Genomic DNA, 18,353 nt, shown 5'->3' with positions numbered 1-18,353 from the left:
TTTTATATTGAGATAAATTTTAAGCCAGACTGATTTCTATTCCTCTACGTAAATTAGATTGGTCCTGATCGGAGTTTAAATCAATTTTGGCATACGATTTGGCAAGTATGCGTCGAGCAGCAAAATTAATTGGTTTTTCTATCAACTTAGGTAATTTGATACCTAAGGGGTTACTTTCGGTTTGAGATACTTCGGTTTTGATCCTAGTTCCCATAATATAGTCAAACCATGGTTTGGTAACGCACCAATTAGCATTTTGATTGCTTGTCATATGATGATCATAGTGCCAAGGGATGCGTTTCTTAGCATATTCAGGGTCTAAATGGGCTTTTGAATGTACACGCCAATAATTCCATAAGCCATAATAAAGCCCAGCTGTAAAAAAGGGCGCTACTGGTAAGAATACTGTTGCAACACCAGCTAAACTAATTAATGCTGTTTTTTCATTATAAATTTCTGCATTTTTGAACATTGATTCTGCATAACCTTCATCATGAAAATTATTTAAGCGAGCACGTTTATGATGAGCAATATGAGTAAAAAAAGGGCTGTTACGATACTTGGTTGGATATTCGTGTAACCAAACTTTATGGAAGTACCATTCAAGGCCATTTGCAACAAAAATACCGACAGGAAACCCGAGCATACTAATTACTTCTCATGAATCATAATTTAAATGCATTGTAAAATAAGAAAGTTTTATCGCTTTGACTCCATAGGCAGTCCAGGAACTGCCTATAAAATCAATTTTATTGCTTTTGTTTGCGTTGGCGATATGCGCTTGGAGTTTCACCAGTCCAACGTTTAAAAGCTCGTGTAAATGCAGAGGGTTCAGAAAAGCCAGTTAAATAAACAATTTGATCAAGAGTTTCTTTGGTGTTTGCAAGTAAACGTCGTGCAAGCTTCTCTCGATGCTGGTTTAAAATTTTCTCGTAATTAGTATTAATTGCTTGTAAATCAGCTCGAAGGGTACGTGGGTTACGATTTAATTGTTCAGCAATAAATTTTTGATCGAATTGACCAGATTCAAGTAAACCATTGCTGAGCAAGCGCTCAATCGCATAAACAAGTTGATGCTTTTCTAAGTTTGATAGTTGCTGTTCAGCAATTGTTTCATGAATTTTTAATAATTCAGGTTCAGCCGCTGGTGATGCTTTATTCAATAATGTACTAGGAAAAATTATAGCGCCTTGTTTTTGGTTTAAAATTACCGAGCATTTCCAAACTTCTTGATAATTATTAGCTGAAGCACCTTGTTGATAAGGTAATGTAATTTGGCTAGGTCTAAACTCGTTATTTGTAATATATTTAAAAAAATTAAGAAAAATACCGATACCACATTCAAGATAATGTCTTACAGGGTGTTCAAAACCTACTAATAACGCGATATCTTTTTCAACAATTAAAGAAAGATTAAATACATCGGTTAACAGGTCCTGATATCTTAAAGCACGTTGTAAACCTTCACCGAAAGTAGAACTACTTAAAAATAAATATTCAATAACTAAACCTCTGAAAGCAGGCATTTGACTACCTACATGCAAACCAATATCAGGATCTTCACTTATTTCTTCTGCCGCTGTCCAAAATCGCTGTTGAGTAGAATTGTCTCTACGAATATTTTTATCGGGCGGTTGATTGGGTAAATTTACACTTGCAAAAATAGATGCTGCATCTAATCCCATTTGCTGCATAGTTTGATAAGTCATCCATAAAAAAATTCCGGCATCGGAAGAATTTTTTGACATGTTTTTTATAAATATCCAGAAAGTTGTACAATGCATTCAATCATGAATTTATTGTTAATACGATATTCTTACCTATAAATTTCATTGATCAGAAAAAAAGCCTGCATCTTCACGTGCCTGTTTTAAAGCTAAAATAAAAGATATTAGTAAAAGTAGCCCTATGAGGAAAAGAAAAAGATCAATTTTACTGATCGCGTAACCTATACTTGTAGCTCCTAGACTTAGTAAAACAATACATAATATTTTCCAAAAAATGAGCATGTTACGTTCTGATAAAAGCCTAAGAATATTGTTTGTAATTGAAGGGGATTTCTAAATTTATTTATGTTTTTTTTATTATAGATTATGTAATTCTTTATAATTTTATAAAATTCGTTTTTTATTAAGCTTTTGAAAAATAAATAAATTATTTTTAGGCCATATAAATCAATTTTTTTCATTATTTCTTAAAATTAAGTTTTTATTAATTAATAGAATGATAATTCTTTAGAAACACTATAAAATAGGAATGTAAAAAATAAATTTAATTTTTTAATTAATATAAAACAATAGTTTACTGTGGTTATTTAAATTTTTTTTAAAAAAAAGACTTGATTTTTAAGCTAAATTTTGGAATTATAGTTATGCAAATTGTGATCTATTTCCCACAATTTGTATTTCAGGTTAAGTGGTTATCACTAATGCTCATTTGCTATTTTTGCTTATGAGCATTTTTTTATGTGACTTTTTAATATAACTACAAAATTTTTGAACCGTTAAATTTTAAGATTATTTAGCTGAGCTAAGCTTAATTATTTTTAATAAATTTTTAGAGATAAATTAATCATATTGAATAGTTACAGTTGCTGTTGCCGTAACCTCACCCGCGCTTACATTAGCCGCTGTTTGATAGTAACGAGCAGTTAAGGGGATATCGTACTCTATAGTCTGATTAGAGCTGACTGTGCCTATATTTTGTTTTATTGTTTTTTGAATTGGGGTAGTGGCACCATTCATATTCCATAATAGTTCTACACCCACACCATTGGCTTTGGTTGAGTTTGCTGCACTATTATTAATGACCTGATTATTTTTGGGATCAGAATTATAGTCAAAACTTAAGCTGATGGTGTTACTTGTTGCTATACCCGAGTTGTTTTCGCCGCCGTTACATAAAATCGATAGATTAAAGCTCTGCTCGCCTTGTGTTGAACCAATCGCTTTAAAACCTGACTTTGTAACAGTCGGGAGTTGAATAGGTATATCTACACCATTTTGAATTTCACATGATGAAGACGCGATCAAAATAGGAGCATTACTTAATACTGTAGTAGTTAAAAATGGTCGGTTTTGTTGACCTGATACATAATAGGTGCTGTAACGTCCTGCTACTAATGCTCCTGAACCTGTGATCATGGATGTTTTAATAACTTCCATAACAAAATATCCCGGTGAAAGGGTATATGCAGTATTTGGGGTTAAAGTACGTCTATATGGGTAATACCCAGAAAAATCTGAAGCATCTGCTGCTTCACGATAAAGACGAATACCAATACCGGGAATATTGGTTGCATATACATTATTACCTATTGGGCTAACTGGATAATTTAAGGGGAGAGCCGCAATAATTTGATCACTAGCACGACTACATGTTGCAGTGGAATTATTGGGAGAAATCGTAAAAGTATTCCTTTGTAAGATAGTCCCTATAGGGTCAGTCGGTTTTACGACGATTTTACCAATATTCATCGGGATATCGACGGTGGTAAATCCCTTACTTAAATTACAATTTGCATTTGTATGGCTATAAGCAAATAGACTCGCTGCCAAAAATCCAATTTTTTTTAAAATCTTATTCATTTACAGACTGCCTTTGTCATAATAATTGATTGATTGTTATGCTTTATTTGATCCGTGATATCGTATTCAAGTTCGCATTTTTCAGTATTCCTTTCTCCCCATTTCACATATAAAAGGTCATGGGTTAAGGGGGTTCGTAAATAAATACGGCTGCCTTGCGCAACAATACCTATTACTTCGTTATTCTGGTTATATACCTGTGCGGCAAAAGGTAAATGTGAGCCATCTAAAGTGGTCGGGCTGATAAAAAGTGCGTAACCTTTTTTTGTTGTGAATTGAACTTTAGTGATTGAGCCTGCATAGGGAGCAATACGTAAGCTACTTTCAGCTAGCTCAACCTGTGTAGACATGTTTTGTGGGTCAAGGCTAATGTCATTCATATGGTAAGGCGTAACATATGGGATAACCGCATACCCCTTTTTGTTTATGCTGAGGCCTGGTGTATTACCGACTTGTGCTCCTGTTGCATCTGGTGCATAAACTAAAACCATTGTTTGAGCTTGATCTGGACCAAACAGAATTCCTTGGGAGTGAGTAACGATATTGCCACTCAAGTTAAGCATTTCTTGTTGATATGAGTCAGCGTAACTAAAAGAAGCACCTAATGTTGTGTAGTTTGTCTTATAGTTGCCATTGATATTGAGATTCGTTTGCCCATGGTTTTGACTGGAAATTGATGCGCCGTAATTCAACCGGTTTCCTGTAAAACCGCTAAAACTCAGAATTTGGCTATCTTCACTTATAAGACTATTAAAATTTAAAGAGCTTTTCTTAAAATCTAAGGGAAAGGATAGAGAAATGAGATATTGAGTATCTTGGTTAGCTCGCCCGCTAGCTTCAATAGTTTCACTATTAATTGCAGAGAAACTATAAGTTAAATCTTTAAATTGGTTGCTATAACCTAATTGGAATTGCTTATTAGTAGTAGACTGGTTCCAATAGTTTGTCCACGAACCTACTAAATAGAAATTTCCCCATTGGTTTGGAAGAGCTTGATTTAAATTAAGCTGGAATTCACTTTTTTGCTTACCTACCGAAAAACTATCAATGTTTTGCTCTTGTAAGTCCCGAATCAAAATTGCATCACGTAGTTTGAGATAGTTTTGTGTTGAATAACGATAAGTTGCTAGTGTTAAGTTAGTATGCGTTGGAGAAAATAACTTATTGTAACTTAGACGATAACTTTGCCCTGTCATTTTAGGTTGATAAGAAAAATTGGCATTTGAATGTGTTGCATCAAAAGAAATAGCGCCAATAGGCATTGAAAAAGCTGTACCTAACAATACAGAGAAATACTGCTGTGTTCCTTGAATTGCGCTATAAGTTGTAAGGTAATTATTGATTCCGCGTTGATATTTACCCTGTATTAGCCATGGAGTTGACTTAATGTTTGGGTCTCGAAATTGTCCTAAGGTGAATGAATATCGACTCATTTGAGGACGTAGCATTTCAATTACAGAAGCATATGGAATAGAATATTTTTGAACTACTCCATTAGATTCAAGTACCGAAACTTGTAACTCACCTCCAAATCCTGTGGGATAGAGATCATTAATTTCAAAGTTTCCTGGTGGGACTGTGGTTTGGTAAATTAAATTACCTTGTTGTCTAACTTCGACTTTTGCATTGGTTTTGGCATAACCTCGAACTCTTGGAGCATAACTGAGCATACTATTTGGAAGCATTCGGTCATCACTTGAAATATTCATTCCACGATAGGGCAAAGAGTCAATAAAATCGCTATTAGTAAAATATTCTCCTAAAGTCACAACACCATGGATATCTGGAAATGCCTTTTGTACATATGTATTTGTCGAGGTATAAGAAGAATTATTAGATTGAGAATTAGATTGGCTTTGCCATTTCCATTGTCCATTATGGCGAAACTGCCAACTTGCTAAATTTGCTCCAAGATTGGTTCCCATAAAAGCATAACTATTTGCATGTTGTTCATTGACTATTCGATATGCTGTGGCGTTATAGCTTAAAAAAGCTGCATTAATACCACGATCCCACAAATGTGGATCGATATAGCCTTGCGGATTTTTTTCTAAGACGACTTGCGGGATCGAAATATCAATTCTTAAACGGGAACTATCAAATACATAAAAAGCACTATCTATCCATGAAGCGAGCGCTTTACATGAAAGAGATGAATTAGAGTCATGTTGACTTAGAATATTAGCTTTTACCCCATATTCAAGCAACATGGCCTCTGTAAAACATGTTTCAGCATTTATGTTAGGGGCTGAGGCAGTAAATCGCATACGCCGTTTACCCAGCCATTGACCATTAATATAAACATCTAAGCTATATTCACCAGGCAAGATCGGGTTTCCGTATTTGAAGCGAGCTATATCAATTTTTTGTGCATTACCTACTAAGAAATTGCTATCAAATTCAGCCTTTGTAAAATGTGGAACATCAGTAGTATTTTCAGCATATATAGCCATAGACATGAATAGCGTAATACTTGAGACGACATACCAAGTAAAGGGGCTTTTTAAACATATATAAGGTATAAACCATTTAGACATAGTTCTAGAGCCTACTCATGATAGGTTTTAAATTTTCTTAAGAAATACAATGAGGTTAGAATTTTATAGGGTGCTCAACTCGTCCACCGTAATCATTGATATACACAAAGCTCATATCTGCTAAGTTTTTATTTTTTAGTTTAATTTTATCCTCTGAATAAGGGGCAATCATTAAGCCTTGTTGCAATAAGTCTGTTTTATGGCCTTCACTTCCTTGAAAAATGGAGGTAATAGTAAGAAAAAAAGGTGTCGGATTTTTTATCATTAGGTATTGATCATTTATTTTCCATTCGACTTTGTCACTTAATTGATCAATATTTTCTTTTAGATCTATAGGGCGGTAAAAAAATTTAATTCGCGAACGAACAGCGAGTTGCAAAAAATTGTTAGAGGTTGTTGTGGTTTGACCTTGTTGAGTTTTCCCTTCAGGTTTAGGAGGGATATCTAAAACATTAAGCCAAAAAATAGATTCTTGTTGTTGGCTTAGTTGAGATGTAGTAGGTAAAGCTGTAATCCTTAAGGTTTGCCCCTTAGTTGCCTCTACTCTTGAAATTGGTGGAGTAATAATGAAAGGTACATTTGTTTCATCTGGTGTTGACTTTGCATTTCCATCATCGATCCATGCTTGAACAAGAGACGGGGCAGTACCGTTATTACTCAGTTGTAATGTGATCTCACGTGCATTTGAAGGATAAATGACACGAGTACCATGTAAAACAATTTCAGTATGGCCTGTAGTAGTGAGCGCTACTTGCAGACACACTAATCCCCAAAAAAATTTACGACCACGAAAAAGCATCAGTCATATTCTCAATAATAAATAATAGGAAGGAGATAGCTTCTATTCATGAATAGAAGCTTCATTTTTAAGTTTATTGATAAATGATCGTGTATTTTACTTGCGATGTTACCGTACCAGCAGTAGAAGCACCTGTAGCATAATATTCAGCATAATAGTTAAGATCAGCACTACCGCCTGCTGAAACATTTACCCATTGTGAATTCGTCTGAGTTTCATTTGTGCTTGTAGCAAGTAAAGGAATTACAGCGTTATTACTGCCAAGTAACTGAATATTTACATTTGTTGCTGCACCAGAAGTTGCTTGGTTTAATAAACGACCCGTATTAAAGTCAACGGTTGCGCCTGGTTCAAAATAAGTTGCGACTTTACCTGCAGCGGTACAGTTCGTTAGATTAATTTGAAAAGGTGTACGACCAGCTACATCACCAGCATTTTTTAAGGTTTGAGATGAAACAGTAGGCAAATTGATTGTTAAATTTTTATCTCCAGTATCAATAGTACAAGTATTATCCGTGACAAGACCATTAATAGTAATTGTGCCATCTGCTGCTTGTGCATTTGCTATATTTAAGAGAGAAACTGCCGCCACAAAAATAAATTTTTTCATAAAATCCCCAGAATAGCTTTTTAAAATAAAATCCATTACTTTTCAGTAAGTTTATTCTGATTAAGTAAGGCGAAGGAAATATATCACTTTTCAATCAAAAAACAAGGAAAACATTATATTTATATATATTTTGATCAATTGTTTTTATTAATAAAAATTAAATAAATTATTTTTTATCAGTTGGTAAAATAATTAGTTGGTTTTTATTTAAAATAGAATTTAAAAATTAGTAATATCTAAGTGATTGTATTGTATTGAATTAATGTAATTTTAAAATATTTAAGATAATAAATATCTAATATTTTTGATTAAGTTATTGTTTTTGAATGATAAAATTGTTTTGTGTATATCTTATAAATATATTTAATTTTTTAAGAATTTTTTAAGGTTTAATTCCTACTGTTTTAGTTGTAATTCAATAAAAGATAATCTGGAGTTCAGTTCCATGAATACTATGAAGTATAGCTATAAACCTAATTACTTTTTCTTTGCTCATAAATTAGTTTTATTTTTAAAGGATTATCTCATCAAGCATCCGACGGAGCAGCAAACAACGTTTAACTTGCAAACGATTTATGACATCTTTAGCCATGATCTTGCTTCAAGTACGACGAACCTTGAAGGTATCTTAAATATTGCAGATGAATATGTCTTTGAAACAGAAGATGGCTTACTTCCATTAATTAGTAAGCATTCAGTCAATCTCAAAAATCATGTGCTTTCTTTAGAATTTACACCTCAAGCCTTGGCAAGTCTATTGTCAGGTCATTCGTTAGTAAATCCTAAAGCAGCTTAGATTTTCTTTTAAGGTAGAGTGAACTCATATAAAATTCATAAAATTTATTTTTAAGAGTTATTTATGAGTAAAGACTTTAAGGCCTTAACTTATATTGTGGATGATAATGTAGCAGATACGGTGACTTGGCTTTTACATCATCAAGATGTTTTTGATTCTTTTAATTTTGATGTGTTGAGCCAAGAATTCACAGTAACGCATGCAGCAGGAAAAGATATTATTCGAGTTGGAACCTTTCTGAATGCTACTTACGGAATATTAGTAACTTCTATATAAATGAAAAAAGCCCTGAATCATCAGGGCTTTTAAATTTTTTAATTTGAGTTAAGCACTCATTGCATCTACTGATAAATCAGCAACTGTTGGCTTTGGTTTTTCAGCCGTTAAACCTAGTTTATTAAATAAAGCTTGGTCTTTACCTTCACCAGCATTTGGTGTGGTTAGTAGTTTATCACCAGAGAATAATGAGTTTGCACCCGCCATAAATGCTAATGCTTGGTCTGAATCACTTAATGATTCGCGGCCCGCAGAGAGACGGATATAACTATGCGGCATGATAATACGCGCTACAGCAATAGTACGAATCCACTCAATAACATCAAGCTTTTCAACATCAGCTAAAGGTGTTCCTTCAATAGGAACAAGCATATTGATTGGCACAGATTCAGGATGAATTGGTAGGGTAGCTAGTTCATGTAATAAACCAATTCGGTCTTCACGAGTTTCGCCTAAACCCACAATACCGCCACTACAAACTTTCATACCGGCTTGACGAACATAATCAAGGGTATTTAAACGGTCATCAAAAGTACGAGTACTAATGATGTGAGAATAATACTCACGAGATGTATCTAAATTGTGGTTATAGTAATCTAAACCAGCAACTTTTAGGCGTTCTGCTTGAGATTGGTTAAGCATGCCTAAAGTCATACAGGTTTCCATACCTAATGCTTTAACTTCACGTACCATTTCTAACACATAAGGCATATCGCGCTCATGTGGGTTACGCCAAGCAGCACCCATACAAAAACGTGAAGAACCTGAATCTTTTGCAGCTTTTGCTTCACTAATCACTTTTTCAACAGCAATACGTTTTTCTGCTTCTAGTTTTGATTCGTAATGTGCCGATTGTGAGCAGTATTTGCAATCTTCAGGACATTTACCCGTTTTAATAGATAAAAGGGTACTGACCTGAATTGAATTGGCAGTGAAGTGCTCACGATGTACTTGCTGAGCCTTGAAAACTAAATCCAAAAAAGGTTGTTCATATAAAGCTTGGATTTCTTCACGATTCCAATCATTACGTAGAGTCATTGTCATATCCATGATGATGGCATTAATTCACTATACATAATCATACAGAATTCGTATTAAAGCTATAGGGCAAAAAACATCATTTTTTTAATTTGATAGCTGAAGTTGATTAAGTTGCTGTTCAATTGCCCAATCAATATGCACATTGACGATTTCGTCATGTAAATTTTTGCCATTTTGTAGTTGATCTACAATTTCTTTTGAATAAGTAGCATTTCCTAATCCGATTGCAATATTACGTTTAAATGATTGATAACCTGTCCGGCGGATAGGGCTACCTTCCGTATTGGCTAAAAAAGTGGCTTCATCCCACTGCCAGATATCAAGCAGACTAATATTATCTAACCCATGTCTAGGATTAAAATCAGAAATAGATGCTGTTTTGGCAAAGCTATTCCAAGGACAAATTAACTGGCAGTCATCACAACCAAATATTCGGTTTCCAATACCTGCACGTAATTCTTCAGCAATAATTCCTTTATATTCGATAGTTAAATAAGCGATACAACGTCTTGCATCTAACATATAAGGCTCGACAATTGCTTGCGTCGGGCAAATATCAATACAAGCGCTACAAGAACCACAATGTGCTGTTGCAGGCTCGTCGAAAGGTAAATCGAGTGATGTAAATAGCTCACCTAATACGAAAAAAGAACCTGACTTTTTATGAATGAGCAAAGTATGTTTACCTGTCCAACCCATTCCAGCACTTTCGGCTAATGATTTTTCAAAAATAGGCGCCGAATCTGCAAAAGGACGAGATTCAAAGTCACCAACTTTTTCACGAATTCGTGTTGCTAGCGTTTTCAATCTACCACGCATGACTTTATGGTAATCACGGCCACGTGCATAGCGGGCGATAATGGCAGAATTAGGCTCTAAAGGTACATATCGAGGCTTTGGAGATTCCACAAGATAATTCATGCGGACACAAATAATACTTTTTGTACCAGGCACTAATAGTGTTGGATCAGCTCGCTTTTCTAGATTTTCTTCTAAATAGGTCATGTCTGCATGATAACCACGTTCAAGATACTCTAAAAAACGTGGCATTTGCTCTTGAGCATCTGGTTTTGCGATGACACAATCAGCAAAACCCAAGTCTAATGCTTGAGCTTTGATCCATGCTTTTAATTCATGTGGATCAATTTGTTGCACTGCGATGCGTGATGTGTCGGAAGATGTCATAAACCAAAATGCAAGAGGATAATAATATGCAGGCGGTAGTTTACCATAGCGATGATATTCGAGCATGGGAGCGGCGCTGGTTTGCTGCGCAAAACTCCTCATTAGGTTTAATGCAGCAAGCGGCTTGGTCAATTGCACAGCAACTTATTGAGCTTTTTAAAGATCGGGCTATTAAGAATATTGCTATTTGGTGCGGACAAGGCAATAACGCAGGTGATGGTTACTTTATAGCAACTTATCTGAAACAAGCTGGATTTCATGTTGAAATCTTTGCAGCTCAATTGGGTGAGTCAACCGATTTACATTGTGCAGCGCAATTTGCTAGAGAAATGAAAGCCCAAATTCATCCAAATTTTGATATTAAAAGAACATTTGATTGTCATATTGATGCTTTATTTGGCATAGGTTTAAACCGAGAATTAAATATAGATTGGCAACAAGTAATTCAAAAGTTTAATGAACAATCTGGTCTAAAAATTTCAGTTGATATACCGAGTGGCTTACAAGCAAATACAGGGCAAGTCTTACCTTGCGCAGTGAGAACTGATCATACTTTCACTGTTTTAGGTCTTAAAGCAGGATTGTTTACAGGACAAGGAAAAGAATATGCGGGGGAAATTCATTTAATTAATTTAATTCCTACAGACCACGAGTTGAAACCCTTAGCTTATTTGTCACCTACAAACATTAAACTTCCTCAGCGTATGGCATTTGGCCATAAGGGAAGTTATGGGCATGTTTTAGTGGTGGGTGGACATGAGCAAATGGGCGGTGCAGTTATTATGGCTGCTGAAGCTGCCTTTCATGCGGGTGCAGGCAAAGTGACAGTGGTTTGTCATCGCAACCACCATCAGGCCATTTTGTCGCGGGCACCTAATATTATGCTTCGTGATATTAATGCTTTAGATGAAAACAATATTAAAGAGATTCTATCTCAGGTCGATGCAGTCTGCTTTGGAATGGGATTAGGCCGTGACGATTGGGCAAAGCAGATTTACCAACAATGGTTTAATTTGTTAAATCAGAGTACACGCCTAGAAGTTGTTTTAGATGCAGATGCTTTATGGTTTCTGGCTAAGCAGCCTGAAAAGTTAAATACACATATTTATGCCACACCTCATCCTGGTGAAGCTGCTACTTTACTTAGTTGCTCTACAGCGCAAATTGAAAATGACCGAATTGCTGCAATTTATGCCTTACAACAAAAATATGCAGGCCAGTGGGTACTTAAAGGAGCGGGTAGCTTAATTTTAGAAGATAATTTGTATATCTGTACGCAAGGTAATGCTGGTATGGGAACCGGTGGAATGGGAGATGTGTTAGCAGGAATGCTTGCAAGCTTGAAAGCCCAATTCCACCAAGATATTGCGTTACATGAGATTGTTACCCTTCATGCACAAGCAGGAGACCTTTTAGCTAAAAATGGTATGCGTGGCTTGCAGGCTTTTGAGATGAATCAGGCAATTATTCAAGTCGTAAATCAATAAATTTTTAACGTCTGCGACTGCTAGAACGACTTCGCCCACGTGCCATACCACCTAAAGCATTTAAAACAGACAGTTTGCTCATACTTCCCGATGCATGAGCATGGCAAATGGCAGCAGCAAGAGCATCGGCTGCATCGGATTGAGGCTTAATCGTCAAATTAAGTAATCGCATGACCATCATTTGAACTTGTTCTTTATCGGCAGCGCCATAACCAACCACAGACTGCTTAATTTGACGGGCAGTATATTCTGCAACTTGTAAATCTAAATTCACTAATGCGGCTATGGCAGCACCACGGGCTTGTCCTAATTTTAAGGCAGAGTCTGGGTTTTGAGCCATAAAGACTTGCTCAACCGCAGCTTCAGTTGGACCATGGAATTTCACAATTCGCTCAACGCCAGCAAAAATACGTTTTAAGCGCTCTGGCATTTCTTGAGTTTCTGTTCGGATTGTACCGGCATCAACAAAACGCAGTTTACTACCATCTTTTTCAATGATTCCATAACCTGTTAAGCGTGAACCCGGATCAATACCAATAATCAATGCCATGTGAATACTTATATAAATAGTTTAGAGAGTATTGTTACATAGCCAAAAAGGTTCTGCATGCGTAATTTAAAGAATGCTGCGATGAATGGTTATTTTTCGGTTTTTATCGAACTAATTTATATCTTTAAAATCATTTGATGTAATTCTATTTTAATGGAATACTTATCTATAATTTTGGAATTAAAGTTTATCGGTAGATGGAAGATATTAATATCCGCATTGCGCAGCAAGTGCGTGAAATACGTCTAGCGCGTGGATATACCCTAGATATTCTTGCTAGTCGATGTCAGGTAAGCCGTTCTGCAATTTCACTCATTGAAAGAGGAGAAGCGAGCCCTACAGCTGTTGTTCTTGAAAAGCTAGCAAATGGTTTAGGGGTGCCTTTGACTCAGCTATTTGATTCGCCCCAGAATACTCAATCGCCTCAACCTATGGTACGGCGTACTCAACAAGCAGAATGGAAAGATCCAGAAACGGGATATATTCGCCGTCAAGTTTCGCCTCCAAATTGGAAATCTCCATTTCAGATCGTTGAAATTGAATTTCCAGCCCAGTCCCGAGTTACTTATGAAACAAGTACGAATTCTAAAGTTGTATTACAGCAAATTTGGGTAATAGAGGGGCAAATTGATATTCAATTGGGTGAAAACTTTTATGCTTTACAAGAGGGGGATTGTTTGGCGATGCAATTAGATCAACCGATCATATATAGCAATCCTTCTTCTAAAGCTGCTCGATATATTTTAGTTGTATGTAATGAGCTCGTCTCTATTCTTAAGGAATCTTCATGATTAAAAATCTTAATCCAAATTTACGTTTAATCGATTGTCATGAAGCTACACATGCAAAGGCTATATTAGATATTTTGAATGAAGCAATTATCAATTCTACCGCTTTGTATGACTATTTGCCGCGCTCTGAAGAGTCAATGAAAAACTGGTTCGCGGTTAAAAGAGAAAATGGTTTTCCTGTCATTGGTATTGTAGATGAGACAAACAAGTTATTAGGTTTTGCAAGTTGGGGAACTTTTAGAGCTTTTCCTGCCTACAAATATACGGTCGAACATAGTATTTATATTCATCATGAACATCGTGGCGGCGGATTAAGCAAAATTTTAATGCAAGAATTGATTAAGCGTGCTCAAGAGGCAGACTTACATGTATTGATAGGCTGTATTGATGCAACCAACCAAGCAAGTATTGGTTTGCATGAAAAAATGGGCTTTATTCATGCAGGTACTTTTAAGCAAGTCGGTTTTAAGTTTGGCCAATGGTTAGATGCTGCTTTCTATCAGTTAAATTTAAATACACCGCATACCCCAGTTGATGGATAAACAATAAAGCTTTCAAATTTCAAGTTTAAGCAATAGCCTGGTTTATAATGTGAAATATGAACCCGGCTAAAGAGTCTAAACTATAAAATACCTAGCTGCTCTAATCCTTTATAAGCAATTTCTTTTCGAATAGAACTAGGTATGCCTTTCTTCATTTCTAAATTAAGTGAGAAAGCTATAATTTCTCCCTGAGGTTGAACGATCCAGCCTGTAAACCAACCCACTTGAGGATCCACATCCCATCCCCAACCACTTTTGGCATAAATTTTTCGTCCATTTCTTTCTTCAATGAACAGCATAGATTGAACTTGTTCTTGTACATTATTGCTAAAGGGAAGAGTTTTGTTGGCTAATTTATAAGCAAACCGTACTTCTTGTTGAGGTGTAATTTTAAGTGGACCAACAAGCCAAAAATCATCTACTTTTGAACCAATATCAGCATTACCGAAACCAATGCGTTTTACCTCTTTAGACATAAGATCAAGGCCAATTCGTCGAGCTAGTTCCTGATAAACTGGAATAGCAGAAGCTTTCATAGCATCACCTAAGGTCATGTCTTTTTCCCAATCGGGAAATAAACGCTTTTGCCCATACCATTTAAACACTTCAGTTGGTGTTGCTTTATGATGCTCAAGTCCTATCAAAGCATTTAACATTTTAAAGGTAGAGGCGGGAACATATTCGGTTGATGATCTTTTAAGATCATTGCCATAGATTTCCTCTGTTTGCCCACGTTTTATAACTAAAACACCTTCAGTTTGTGCTTGTTCAAACAATGATTTAATTTTCTCTGAGTTTTTATTGGTAGAAATTGACTGTATTTGATGTTGTTGTACGGTATTAAAAGAACATGCCGACAAAAACATCGTACCAATGGCAAAGAAAAGAGCTTTTTTAGTCATGAGTTTATGTGGGTTTAAAAGAATTATTCTTTAATTTAACTTGAATAGAGGTACTTTTAGATAGAGAAAATGTAAGTGATTTAGGAAATTCTATATCTATGCACTACTTTTTAAAATTTTATAAAACAACTATATAAATAAAGGAATATATCCAATTTTTCTAAGAACCTAAGTTTTCAACTAGACTAAAAAACTGCTTTCTTGAAGGACTTTTCGTTTAACTAGAGTAAAAAAATTAAAATCTAATTGAAGTCGCACTTGATAAACTTGATACAGCACTCATTAATAATAAAGCATGTTTGTTTTTATCGAGTTAAAATCAAATGTACTCTAGTATTGCAGACTCTGGCTGTTTCGATAGGGTTGGGGCAAATAAACTGCAATGAATTTTCTTTTTGAGATAGATAAAGTTTTACATGAATTTACTTCTTATTGTAGTTCTGGGCGCGATTGTTGAAATTGCCGTATGGATTGGCGTAGCACAGTTCATCAGTGGATGGTATGTGTTCTTTTGGTTCATTCTTGCTTTCTTTATTGGTTTGGGGCTTATTCGCAGAAGTACTGCTGGTATTATGCCTCAATTACAGCAAATGCAGATGACTGGCCAACTCGGTAATGACCCAACAGTAACTAAAAAACTTGCTTATGCTTTTGCAGGTTTCTTATTAATGTTGCCAGGCCTTGTTTCTGATGTGTTAGCGGTTTTAATTTTGATCCCTGGTGTTCAAACTGCTTTCCGTAATATAGCCATGAGAACTCTTGCAAAACGCCAACAAGCTATGATGGATAAAATGATGGGTGGTATGGGCGGTAATATGGGTGGGCAAAATCCATTTGCTGATCTAATGCGCCAAATGCAAGATATGCAGAATCAACAAGGTGGTGGTAGCCAAGGTCAATACCGTGATTCAAGCATTATTGACGGAGAAGCGCGAGAAGTCACTCCAGATCACAAGAAAATTGAACATAAAAATAAGGATTAATAAATACCTTATCTAAAGGCCTAAACCTCTAAAGTTTAGGCCTTTTTTATTTTAAGAAAATATAAATTATTTAGTTAGATGTTCAGTCACAACAGAATCTGTTTGAGCCACTTCAGTTGGGCTTTCTTGTGGTTTTGTTTGAGGTTGGTATTTGTTTGAAGCTAAGGCTGTTTGCTTATTCTCAGATTGTTGATAACCTCGGCTTCGGTTGGCTCGTTCGCGAAAGCCACCTTTATTAATGAGCTTTGTATGTGACATGCATTTGCCTAAAATGTGAGATTATTCGCTTATTTTAACAAATTTGGCAAAATATCAAAATAAGAAAAATAGTCCTATAAAAATAATATTTAACTTATATATATGTTTTTAATTAATATTTTTTAATTGACTCAATTGTTCATCCAGATTGAATTATCTATTCATTTCACATAGGATAAATATAAAGGATGTATAAATTAAAAAATATAGCAAACCTATTAAAACAACAACGGTTGAAATGAGGGAAGGAGGGTTACCTATGCTATATCAATACCATTGTGCGTGTTGCGACAAAGTTGTGGCATCAACTGATAAATCATGTCCATATTGTGGTTCACAACATATTCGAAGCCCGTATGGCTTATGGATGTTTTGTGTGATGGCTTGTCTAGCTGTTGTCGTTGTATTTAAAGTTGTCCATATTTATATCCAGAACCATCAAGATACTCCAACGCAGTCAACTTTACTGGATGTATTAAATCAGGATGATAAAACGACAAGACAATAGATTTTGATTACAACTACAAATGATATGGCGTCAAGGATGATTGCTAGAAGATTAAACCCTACATACCATAAAATTTGAACTATAAATAAAAAAGCCCGCTCAATGGCGGGCTTTTTTACGATTTTATTTTAGAGGCCAGCAGCATCTTTAAGGGCATCAACTTTATCAGTTTTTTCCCAAGTAAATGCAGAGTCAGAACCTTCGCGACCAAAATGACCATAAGCCGCGGTTTGTTTGTACATTGGTTGAAGAAGATCCAACATACGAGTAATACCAAACGGTCTTAAATCGAAATGATCACGTACAAGTTGAATAATCAACTCATCAGAAACTTTTGCTGTACCAAAGGTATTAATTGAAATCGAAGTAGGTTCTGCTACACCAATTGCGTAACTCACTTGAATTTCACATTTGTCAGCAAGACCAGCGGCTACAATATTTTTTGCAACATAACGACCAGCATAAGCAGCAGAACGGTCAACTTTAGATGGATCTTTACCAGAGAAAGCACCACCGCCGTGACGAGCCATACCGCCGTATGTATCAACAATAATTTTACGACCCGTTAAACCACAGTCACCTACAGGGCCGCCAATAACGAACATACCTGTTGGGTTAATGTGGAACTTAGTAGCTGCATGGAACATTTCAGCAGGGATGATCGGTTTGATAATTTCTTCAATAACTGCTTCTTTAAGCTGGCTTTGAGAAATTTCAGGATCGTGCTGAGTAGATAAAACAACAGCATCTAGACGTACAGGCTTGCCATTTTCATAGGCAAAAGTAACTTGGCTTTTTGCATCTGGGCGTAACCATGGAAGGGCACCTGAACGACGAAGTTCAGCTTGACGCTCCATTAAGCGGTGAGCATAAGAAATCGGCGCAGGCATAAGCACGTCTGTTTCACGGCTTGCATAACCGAACATTAGGCCTTGGTCACCAGCACCTTGATCTTCTGGTTTTTGACGGTCTACACCTTGAGCAATTTCAGGAGATTGTTTACCAATCATATTGATTACAGCACACGTTGATCCATCAAAGCCAAGATCAGAGTGGTGATAACCAATACCGTTAACAGTATTACGAACAACAGCTTCAACATCAATATTAGCAGTCGTTGTTACTTCACCAGCAAGTACAACAGCGCCTGTTTTTACCAGTGTTTCACAAGCAACACGTGCGTATGGGTCTTCTTTTAAGATTGCATCCAAAATAGCGTCGCTAATTTGGTCGGCCATTTTATCGGGATGACCTTCGCTTACAGATTCCGAGGTAAAAACAGCGTACTCGCGCATGAAAGTCCTATCTTGGTTATTTCAAAAGACATAATATGTTACATCGACTTGAGCTTGAGGACCAGTTCATACTGACTAAAAAGCATGAATTTATTTCATTTATAGTGTGTTTTAATTGATAAGTGTATTAGCAAAATTGATATAGAAAGCTTTAATTTAAAGTATTTATATTTTAACAACTTGTTGCTAGTGTGTTTTTTAAACAT

The 18,353-nt window shown here is 35.8% G+C and carries 20 protein-coding genes; 7 read left to right on the top strand and 13 right to left on the bottom strand.

The features are described 5' to 3' along the window. Positions 1–19: 19 nt before the first annotated feature. The 7 genes from ACTJJH_RS03885 to ACTJJH_RS03855 all read right to left on the bottom strand — a co-directional run bounded on the left by ACTJJH_RS03885 (position 20) and on the right by ACTJJH_RS03855 (position 7,533). Positions 20–646: a sterol desaturase family protein gene (locus tag ACTJJH_RS03885; RefSeq protein ID WP_017386787.1), complete on the bottom strand. Its 627-nt coding sequence runs from the start codon at positions 644–646 to the stop codon at positions 20–22. A gap of 103 nt (positions 647–749) precedes the next feature. Then, positions 750–1,748, bottom strand: a complete 999-nt coding sequence (locus tag ACTJJH_RS03880; RefSeq protein ID WP_440600764.1) for an AraC family transcriptional regulator ligand-binding domain-containing protein — start codon at positions 1,746–1,748, stop codon at positions 750–752. An 81-nt stretch (positions 1,749–1,829) separates the two neighbouring features. After that, positions 1,830–2,009 (bottom strand): hypothetical protein, encoded by a 180-nt coding sequence (locus ACTJJH_RS03875; protein ID WP_002115975.1) that lies wholly within the window; start codon positions 2,007–2,009, stop codon positions 1,830–1,832. A gap of 558 nt (positions 2,010–2,567) precedes the next feature. Then, the gene (locus ACTJJH_RS03870) at positions 2,568–3,587 is read right to left on the bottom strand and encodes a fimbrial protein (protein WP_032034798.1); all 1,020 of its coding nucleotides are present in this window, start codon (positions 3,585–3,587) and stop codon (positions 2,568–2,570) included. Next, entirely contained in the window at positions 3,584–6,040 is a 2,457-nt protein-coding gene (locus ACTJJH_RS03865) for a fimbria/pilus outer membrane usher protein (protein WP_440600784.1), read from the bottom strand. The genes ACTJJH_RS03870 and ACTJJH_RS03865 overlap by 4 nt, the downstream gene beginning before the upstream one ends. Positions 6,041–6,179: 139 nt before the next feature. Next, a complete protein-coding gene (locus ACTJJH_RS03860) occupies positions 6,180–6,923 on the bottom strand; it encodes a fimbrial biogenesis chaperone (RefSeq protein ID WP_320124032.1) in 744 nt (247 codons plus the stop codon). Positions 6,924–6,996: 73 nt separating this feature from the next. Continuing rightward, positions 6,997–7,533 carry a fimbrial protein gene (locus ACTJJH_RS03855; RefSeq protein ID WP_005802369.1) on the bottom strand — a complete coding sequence of 179 codons (537 nt, stop codon included), beginning with the start codon at positions 7,531–7,533 and terminating at the stop codon, positions 6,997–6,999. Positions 7,534–7,978: 445 nt separating this feature from the next. Between ACTJJH_RS03855 and ACTJJH_RS03850 the strand changes: the two genes are divergently transcribed. Together ACTJJH_RS03850 and ACTJJH_RS03845 are read left to right on the top strand one after the other, a co-directional pair. Then, on the top strand, positions 7,979–8,329 hold the full coding sequence (locus tag ACTJJH_RS03850) for a hypothetical protein (protein WP_017386793.1): 351 nt from the start codon (positions 7,979–7,981) through the stop codon (positions 8,327–8,329). 63 nt (positions 8,330–8,392) lie between these two features. After that, positions 8,393–8,605 (top strand): hypothetical protein, encoded by a 213-nt coding sequence (locus ACTJJH_RS03845; RefSeq protein WP_032034803.1) that lies wholly within the window; start codon positions 8,393–8,395, stop codon positions 8,603–8,605. 48 nt (positions 8,606–8,653) lie between these two features. On the opposite strand, the gene bioB is transcribed toward ACTJJH_RS03845, so the two are convergent. Further along, on the bottom strand, positions 8,654–9,643 hold the full coding sequence (bioB, locus tag ACTJJH_RS03840) for a biotin synthase BioB (RefSeq protein ID WP_017386794.1): 990 nt from the start codon (positions 9,641–9,643) through the stop codon (positions 8,654–8,656). A gap of 87 nt (positions 9,644–9,730) precedes the next feature. Next, positions 9,731–10,831, bottom strand: coding sequence for a tRNA epoxyqueuosine(34) reductase QueG (gene queG / locus ACTJJH_RS03835; RefSeq protein WP_440600763.1), 1,101 nt, complete (start codon positions 10,829–10,831; stop codon positions 9,731–9,733). A gap of 26 nt (positions 10,832–10,857) precedes the next feature. On the opposite strand from queG, the gene ACTJJH_RS03830 reads away from it, so the two are divergent. Beyond that, positions 10,858–12,318 carry an NAD(P)H-hydrate dehydratase gene (locus ACTJJH_RS03830; protein ID WP_440600762.1) on the top strand — a complete coding sequence of 487 codons (1,461 nt, stop codon included), beginning with the start codon at positions 10,858–10,860 and terminating at the stop codon, positions 12,316–12,318. Positions 12,319–12,322: 4 nt separating this feature from the next. Here ACTJJH_RS03830 and ruvC read toward each other — a convergent pair whose 3' ends face one another. Then, positions 12,323–12,868: a crossover junction endodeoxyribonuclease RuvC gene (gene ruvC / locus ACTJJH_RS03825; RefSeq protein ID WP_002121356.1), complete on the bottom strand. Its 546-nt coding sequence runs from the start codon at positions 12,866–12,868 to the stop codon at positions 12,323–12,325. A gap of 197 nt (positions 12,869–13,065) precedes the next feature. Here ruvC and ACTJJH_RS03820 point away from each other — a divergent pair, with 197 nt between their 5' ends. Together ACTJJH_RS03820 and ACTJJH_RS03815 are read left to right on the top strand one after the other, a co-directional pair. Continuing rightward, positions 13,066–13,659 (top strand): helix-turn-helix domain-containing protein, encoded by a 594-nt coding sequence (locus ACTJJH_RS03820; protein WP_017482298.1) that lies wholly within the window; start codon positions 13,066–13,068, stop codon positions 13,657–13,659. After that, a complete protein-coding gene (locus ACTJJH_RS03815; RefSeq protein WP_017482297.1) occupies positions 13,656–14,201 on the top strand; it encodes a GNAT family N-acetyltransferase in 546 nt (181 codons plus the stop codon). Before ACTJJH_RS03820 ends, ACTJJH_RS03815 begins: the two co-directional genes overlap by 4 nt. Before the next feature lie 80 nt (positions 14,202–14,281). Here the strand turns inward: ACTJJH_RS03815 and blaOXA are convergent, their stop codons facing one another. Then, positions 14,282–15,103: an OXA-213 family carbapenem-hydrolyzing class D beta-lactamase gene (blaOXA, locus tag ACTJJH_RS03810; protein WP_440600761.1), complete on the bottom strand. Its 822-nt coding sequence runs from the start codon at positions 15,101–15,103 to the stop codon at positions 14,282–14,284. A 416-nt stretch (positions 15,104–15,519) separates the two neighbouring features. Between blaOXA and ACTJJH_RS03805 the strand changes: the two genes are divergently transcribed. Then, positions 15,520–16,086, top strand: a complete 567-nt coding sequence (locus tag ACTJJH_RS03805) for an FxsA family protein (RefSeq protein WP_002121432.1) — start codon at positions 15,520–15,522, stop codon at positions 16,084–16,086. Positions 16,087–16,152: 66 nt separating this feature from the next. On the opposite strand, the gene ACTJJH_RS03800 is transcribed toward ACTJJH_RS03805, so the two are convergent. Next, positions 16,153–16,344 (bottom strand): hypothetical protein, encoded by a 192-nt coding sequence (locus ACTJJH_RS03800; RefSeq protein ID WP_032034812.1) that lies wholly within the window; start codon positions 16,342–16,344, stop codon positions 16,153–16,155. Between the two features lie 259 nt (positions 16,345–16,603). On the opposite strand from ACTJJH_RS03800, the gene ACTJJH_RS03795 reads away from it, so the two are divergent. After that, positions 16,604–16,852, top strand: a complete 249-nt coding sequence (locus tag ACTJJH_RS03795) for a hypothetical protein (RefSeq protein ID WP_002121448.1) — start codon at positions 16,604–16,606, stop codon at positions 16,850–16,852. 128 nt (positions 16,853–16,980) lie between these two features. Here ACTJJH_RS03795 and metK read toward each other — a convergent pair whose 3' ends face one another. Further along, complete coding sequence (gene metK / locus ACTJJH_RS03790) at positions 16,981–18,147, bottom strand: methionine adenosyltransferase (protein WP_005069601.1); 1,167 nt, start codon at positions 18,145–18,147, stop codon at positions 16,981–16,983. Between the last annotated feature and the right edge of the window lie 206 nt (positions 18,148–18,353).

It is taken from the genome of Acinetobacter sp. 22301 (assembly GCF_052045285.1).
GTDB lineage: Bacteria > Pseudomonadota > Gammaproteobacteria > Pseudomonadales > Moraxellaceae > Acinetobacter > Acinetobacter pittii.
The sequence above is the reverse complement of the archived record's forward strand: the minus strand, read 5'-3'. Positions and strand labels throughout refer to the sequence as shown.

Bases quoted from the DNA above. Each gene is read 5' to 3' on its own strand.
- ACTJJH_RS03885 (WP_017386787.1), bottom strand. From the start codon at position 646: ATGCTCGGGTTTCCTGTCGGTATTTTTGTTGCAAATGGCCTTGAATGG.
- ACTJJH_RS03880 (WP_440600764.1), bottom strand. From the start codon at position 1,748: ATGTCAAAAAATTCTTCCGATGCCGGAATTTTTTTATGGATGACTTAT.
- ACTJJH_RS03875 (WP_002115975.1), bottom strand. From the start codon at position 2,009: ATGCTCATTTTTTGGAAAATATTATGTATTGTTTTACTAAGTCTAGGA.
- ACTJJH_RS03870 (WP_032034798.1), bottom strand. From the start codon at position 3,587: ATGAATAAGATTTTAAAAAAAATTGGATTTTTGGCAGCGAGTCTATTT.
- ACTJJH_RS03865 (WP_440600784.1), bottom strand. From the start codon at position 6,040: ATGGCTATATATGCTGAAAATACTACTGATGTTCCACATTTTACAAAG.
- ACTJJH_RS03860 (WP_320124032.1), bottom strand. From the start codon at position 6,923: ATGCTTTTTCGTGGTCGTAAATTTTTTTGGGGATTAGTGTGTCTGCAA.
- ACTJJH_RS03855 (WP_005802369.1), bottom strand. From the start codon at position 7,533: ATGAAAAAATTTATTTTTGTGGCGGCAGTTTCTCTCTTAAATATAGCA.
- ACTJJH_RS03850 (WP_017386793.1), top strand. From the start codon at position 7,979: ATGAATACTATGAAGTATAGCTATAAACCTAATTACTTTTTCTTTGCT.
- ACTJJH_RS03845 (WP_032034803.1), top strand. From the start codon at position 8,393: ATGAGTAAAGACTTTAAGGCCTTAACTTATATTGTGGATGATAATGTA.
- bioB (WP_017386794.1), bottom strand. From the start codon at position 9,643: ATGACTCTACGTAATGATTGGAATCGTGAAGAAATCCAAGCTTTATAT.
- queG (WP_440600763.1), bottom strand. From the start codon at position 10,831: ATGACATCTTCCGACACATCACGCATCGCAGTGCAACAAATTGATCCA.
- ACTJJH_RS03830 (WP_440600762.1), top strand. From the start codon at position 10,858: ATGCAGGCGGTAGTTTACCATAGCGATGATATTCGAGCATGGGAGCGG.
- ruvC (WP_002121356.1), bottom strand. From the start codon at position 12,868: ATGGCATTGATTATTGGTATTGATCCGGGTTCACGCTTAACAGGTTAT.
- ACTJJH_RS03820 (WP_017482298.1), top strand. From the start codon at position 13,066: ATGGAAGATATTAATATCCGCATTGCGCAGCAAGTGCGTGAAATACGT.
- ACTJJH_RS03815 (WP_017482297.1), top strand. From the start codon at position 13,656: ATGATTAAAAATCTTAATCCAAATTTACGTTTAATCGATTGTCATGAA.
- blaOXA (WP_440600761.1), bottom strand. From the start codon at position 15,103: ATGACTAAAAAAGCTCTTTTCTTTGCCATTGGTACGATGTTTTTGTCG.
- ACTJJH_RS03805 (WP_002121432.1), top strand. From the start codon at position 15,520: ATGAATTTACTTCTTATTGTAGTTCTGGGCGCGATTGTTGAAATTGCC.
- ACTJJH_RS03800 (WP_032034812.1), bottom strand. From the start codon at position 16,344: ATGTCACATACAAAGCTCATTAATAAAGGTGGCTTTCGCGAACGAGCC.
- ACTJJH_RS03795 (WP_002121448.1), top strand. From the start codon at position 16,604: ATGCTATATCAATACCATTGTGCGTGTTGCGACAAAGTTGTGGCATCA.
- metK (WP_005069601.1), bottom strand. From the start codon at position 18,147: ATGCGCGAGTACGCTGTTTTTACCTCGGAATCTGTAAGCGAAGGTCAT.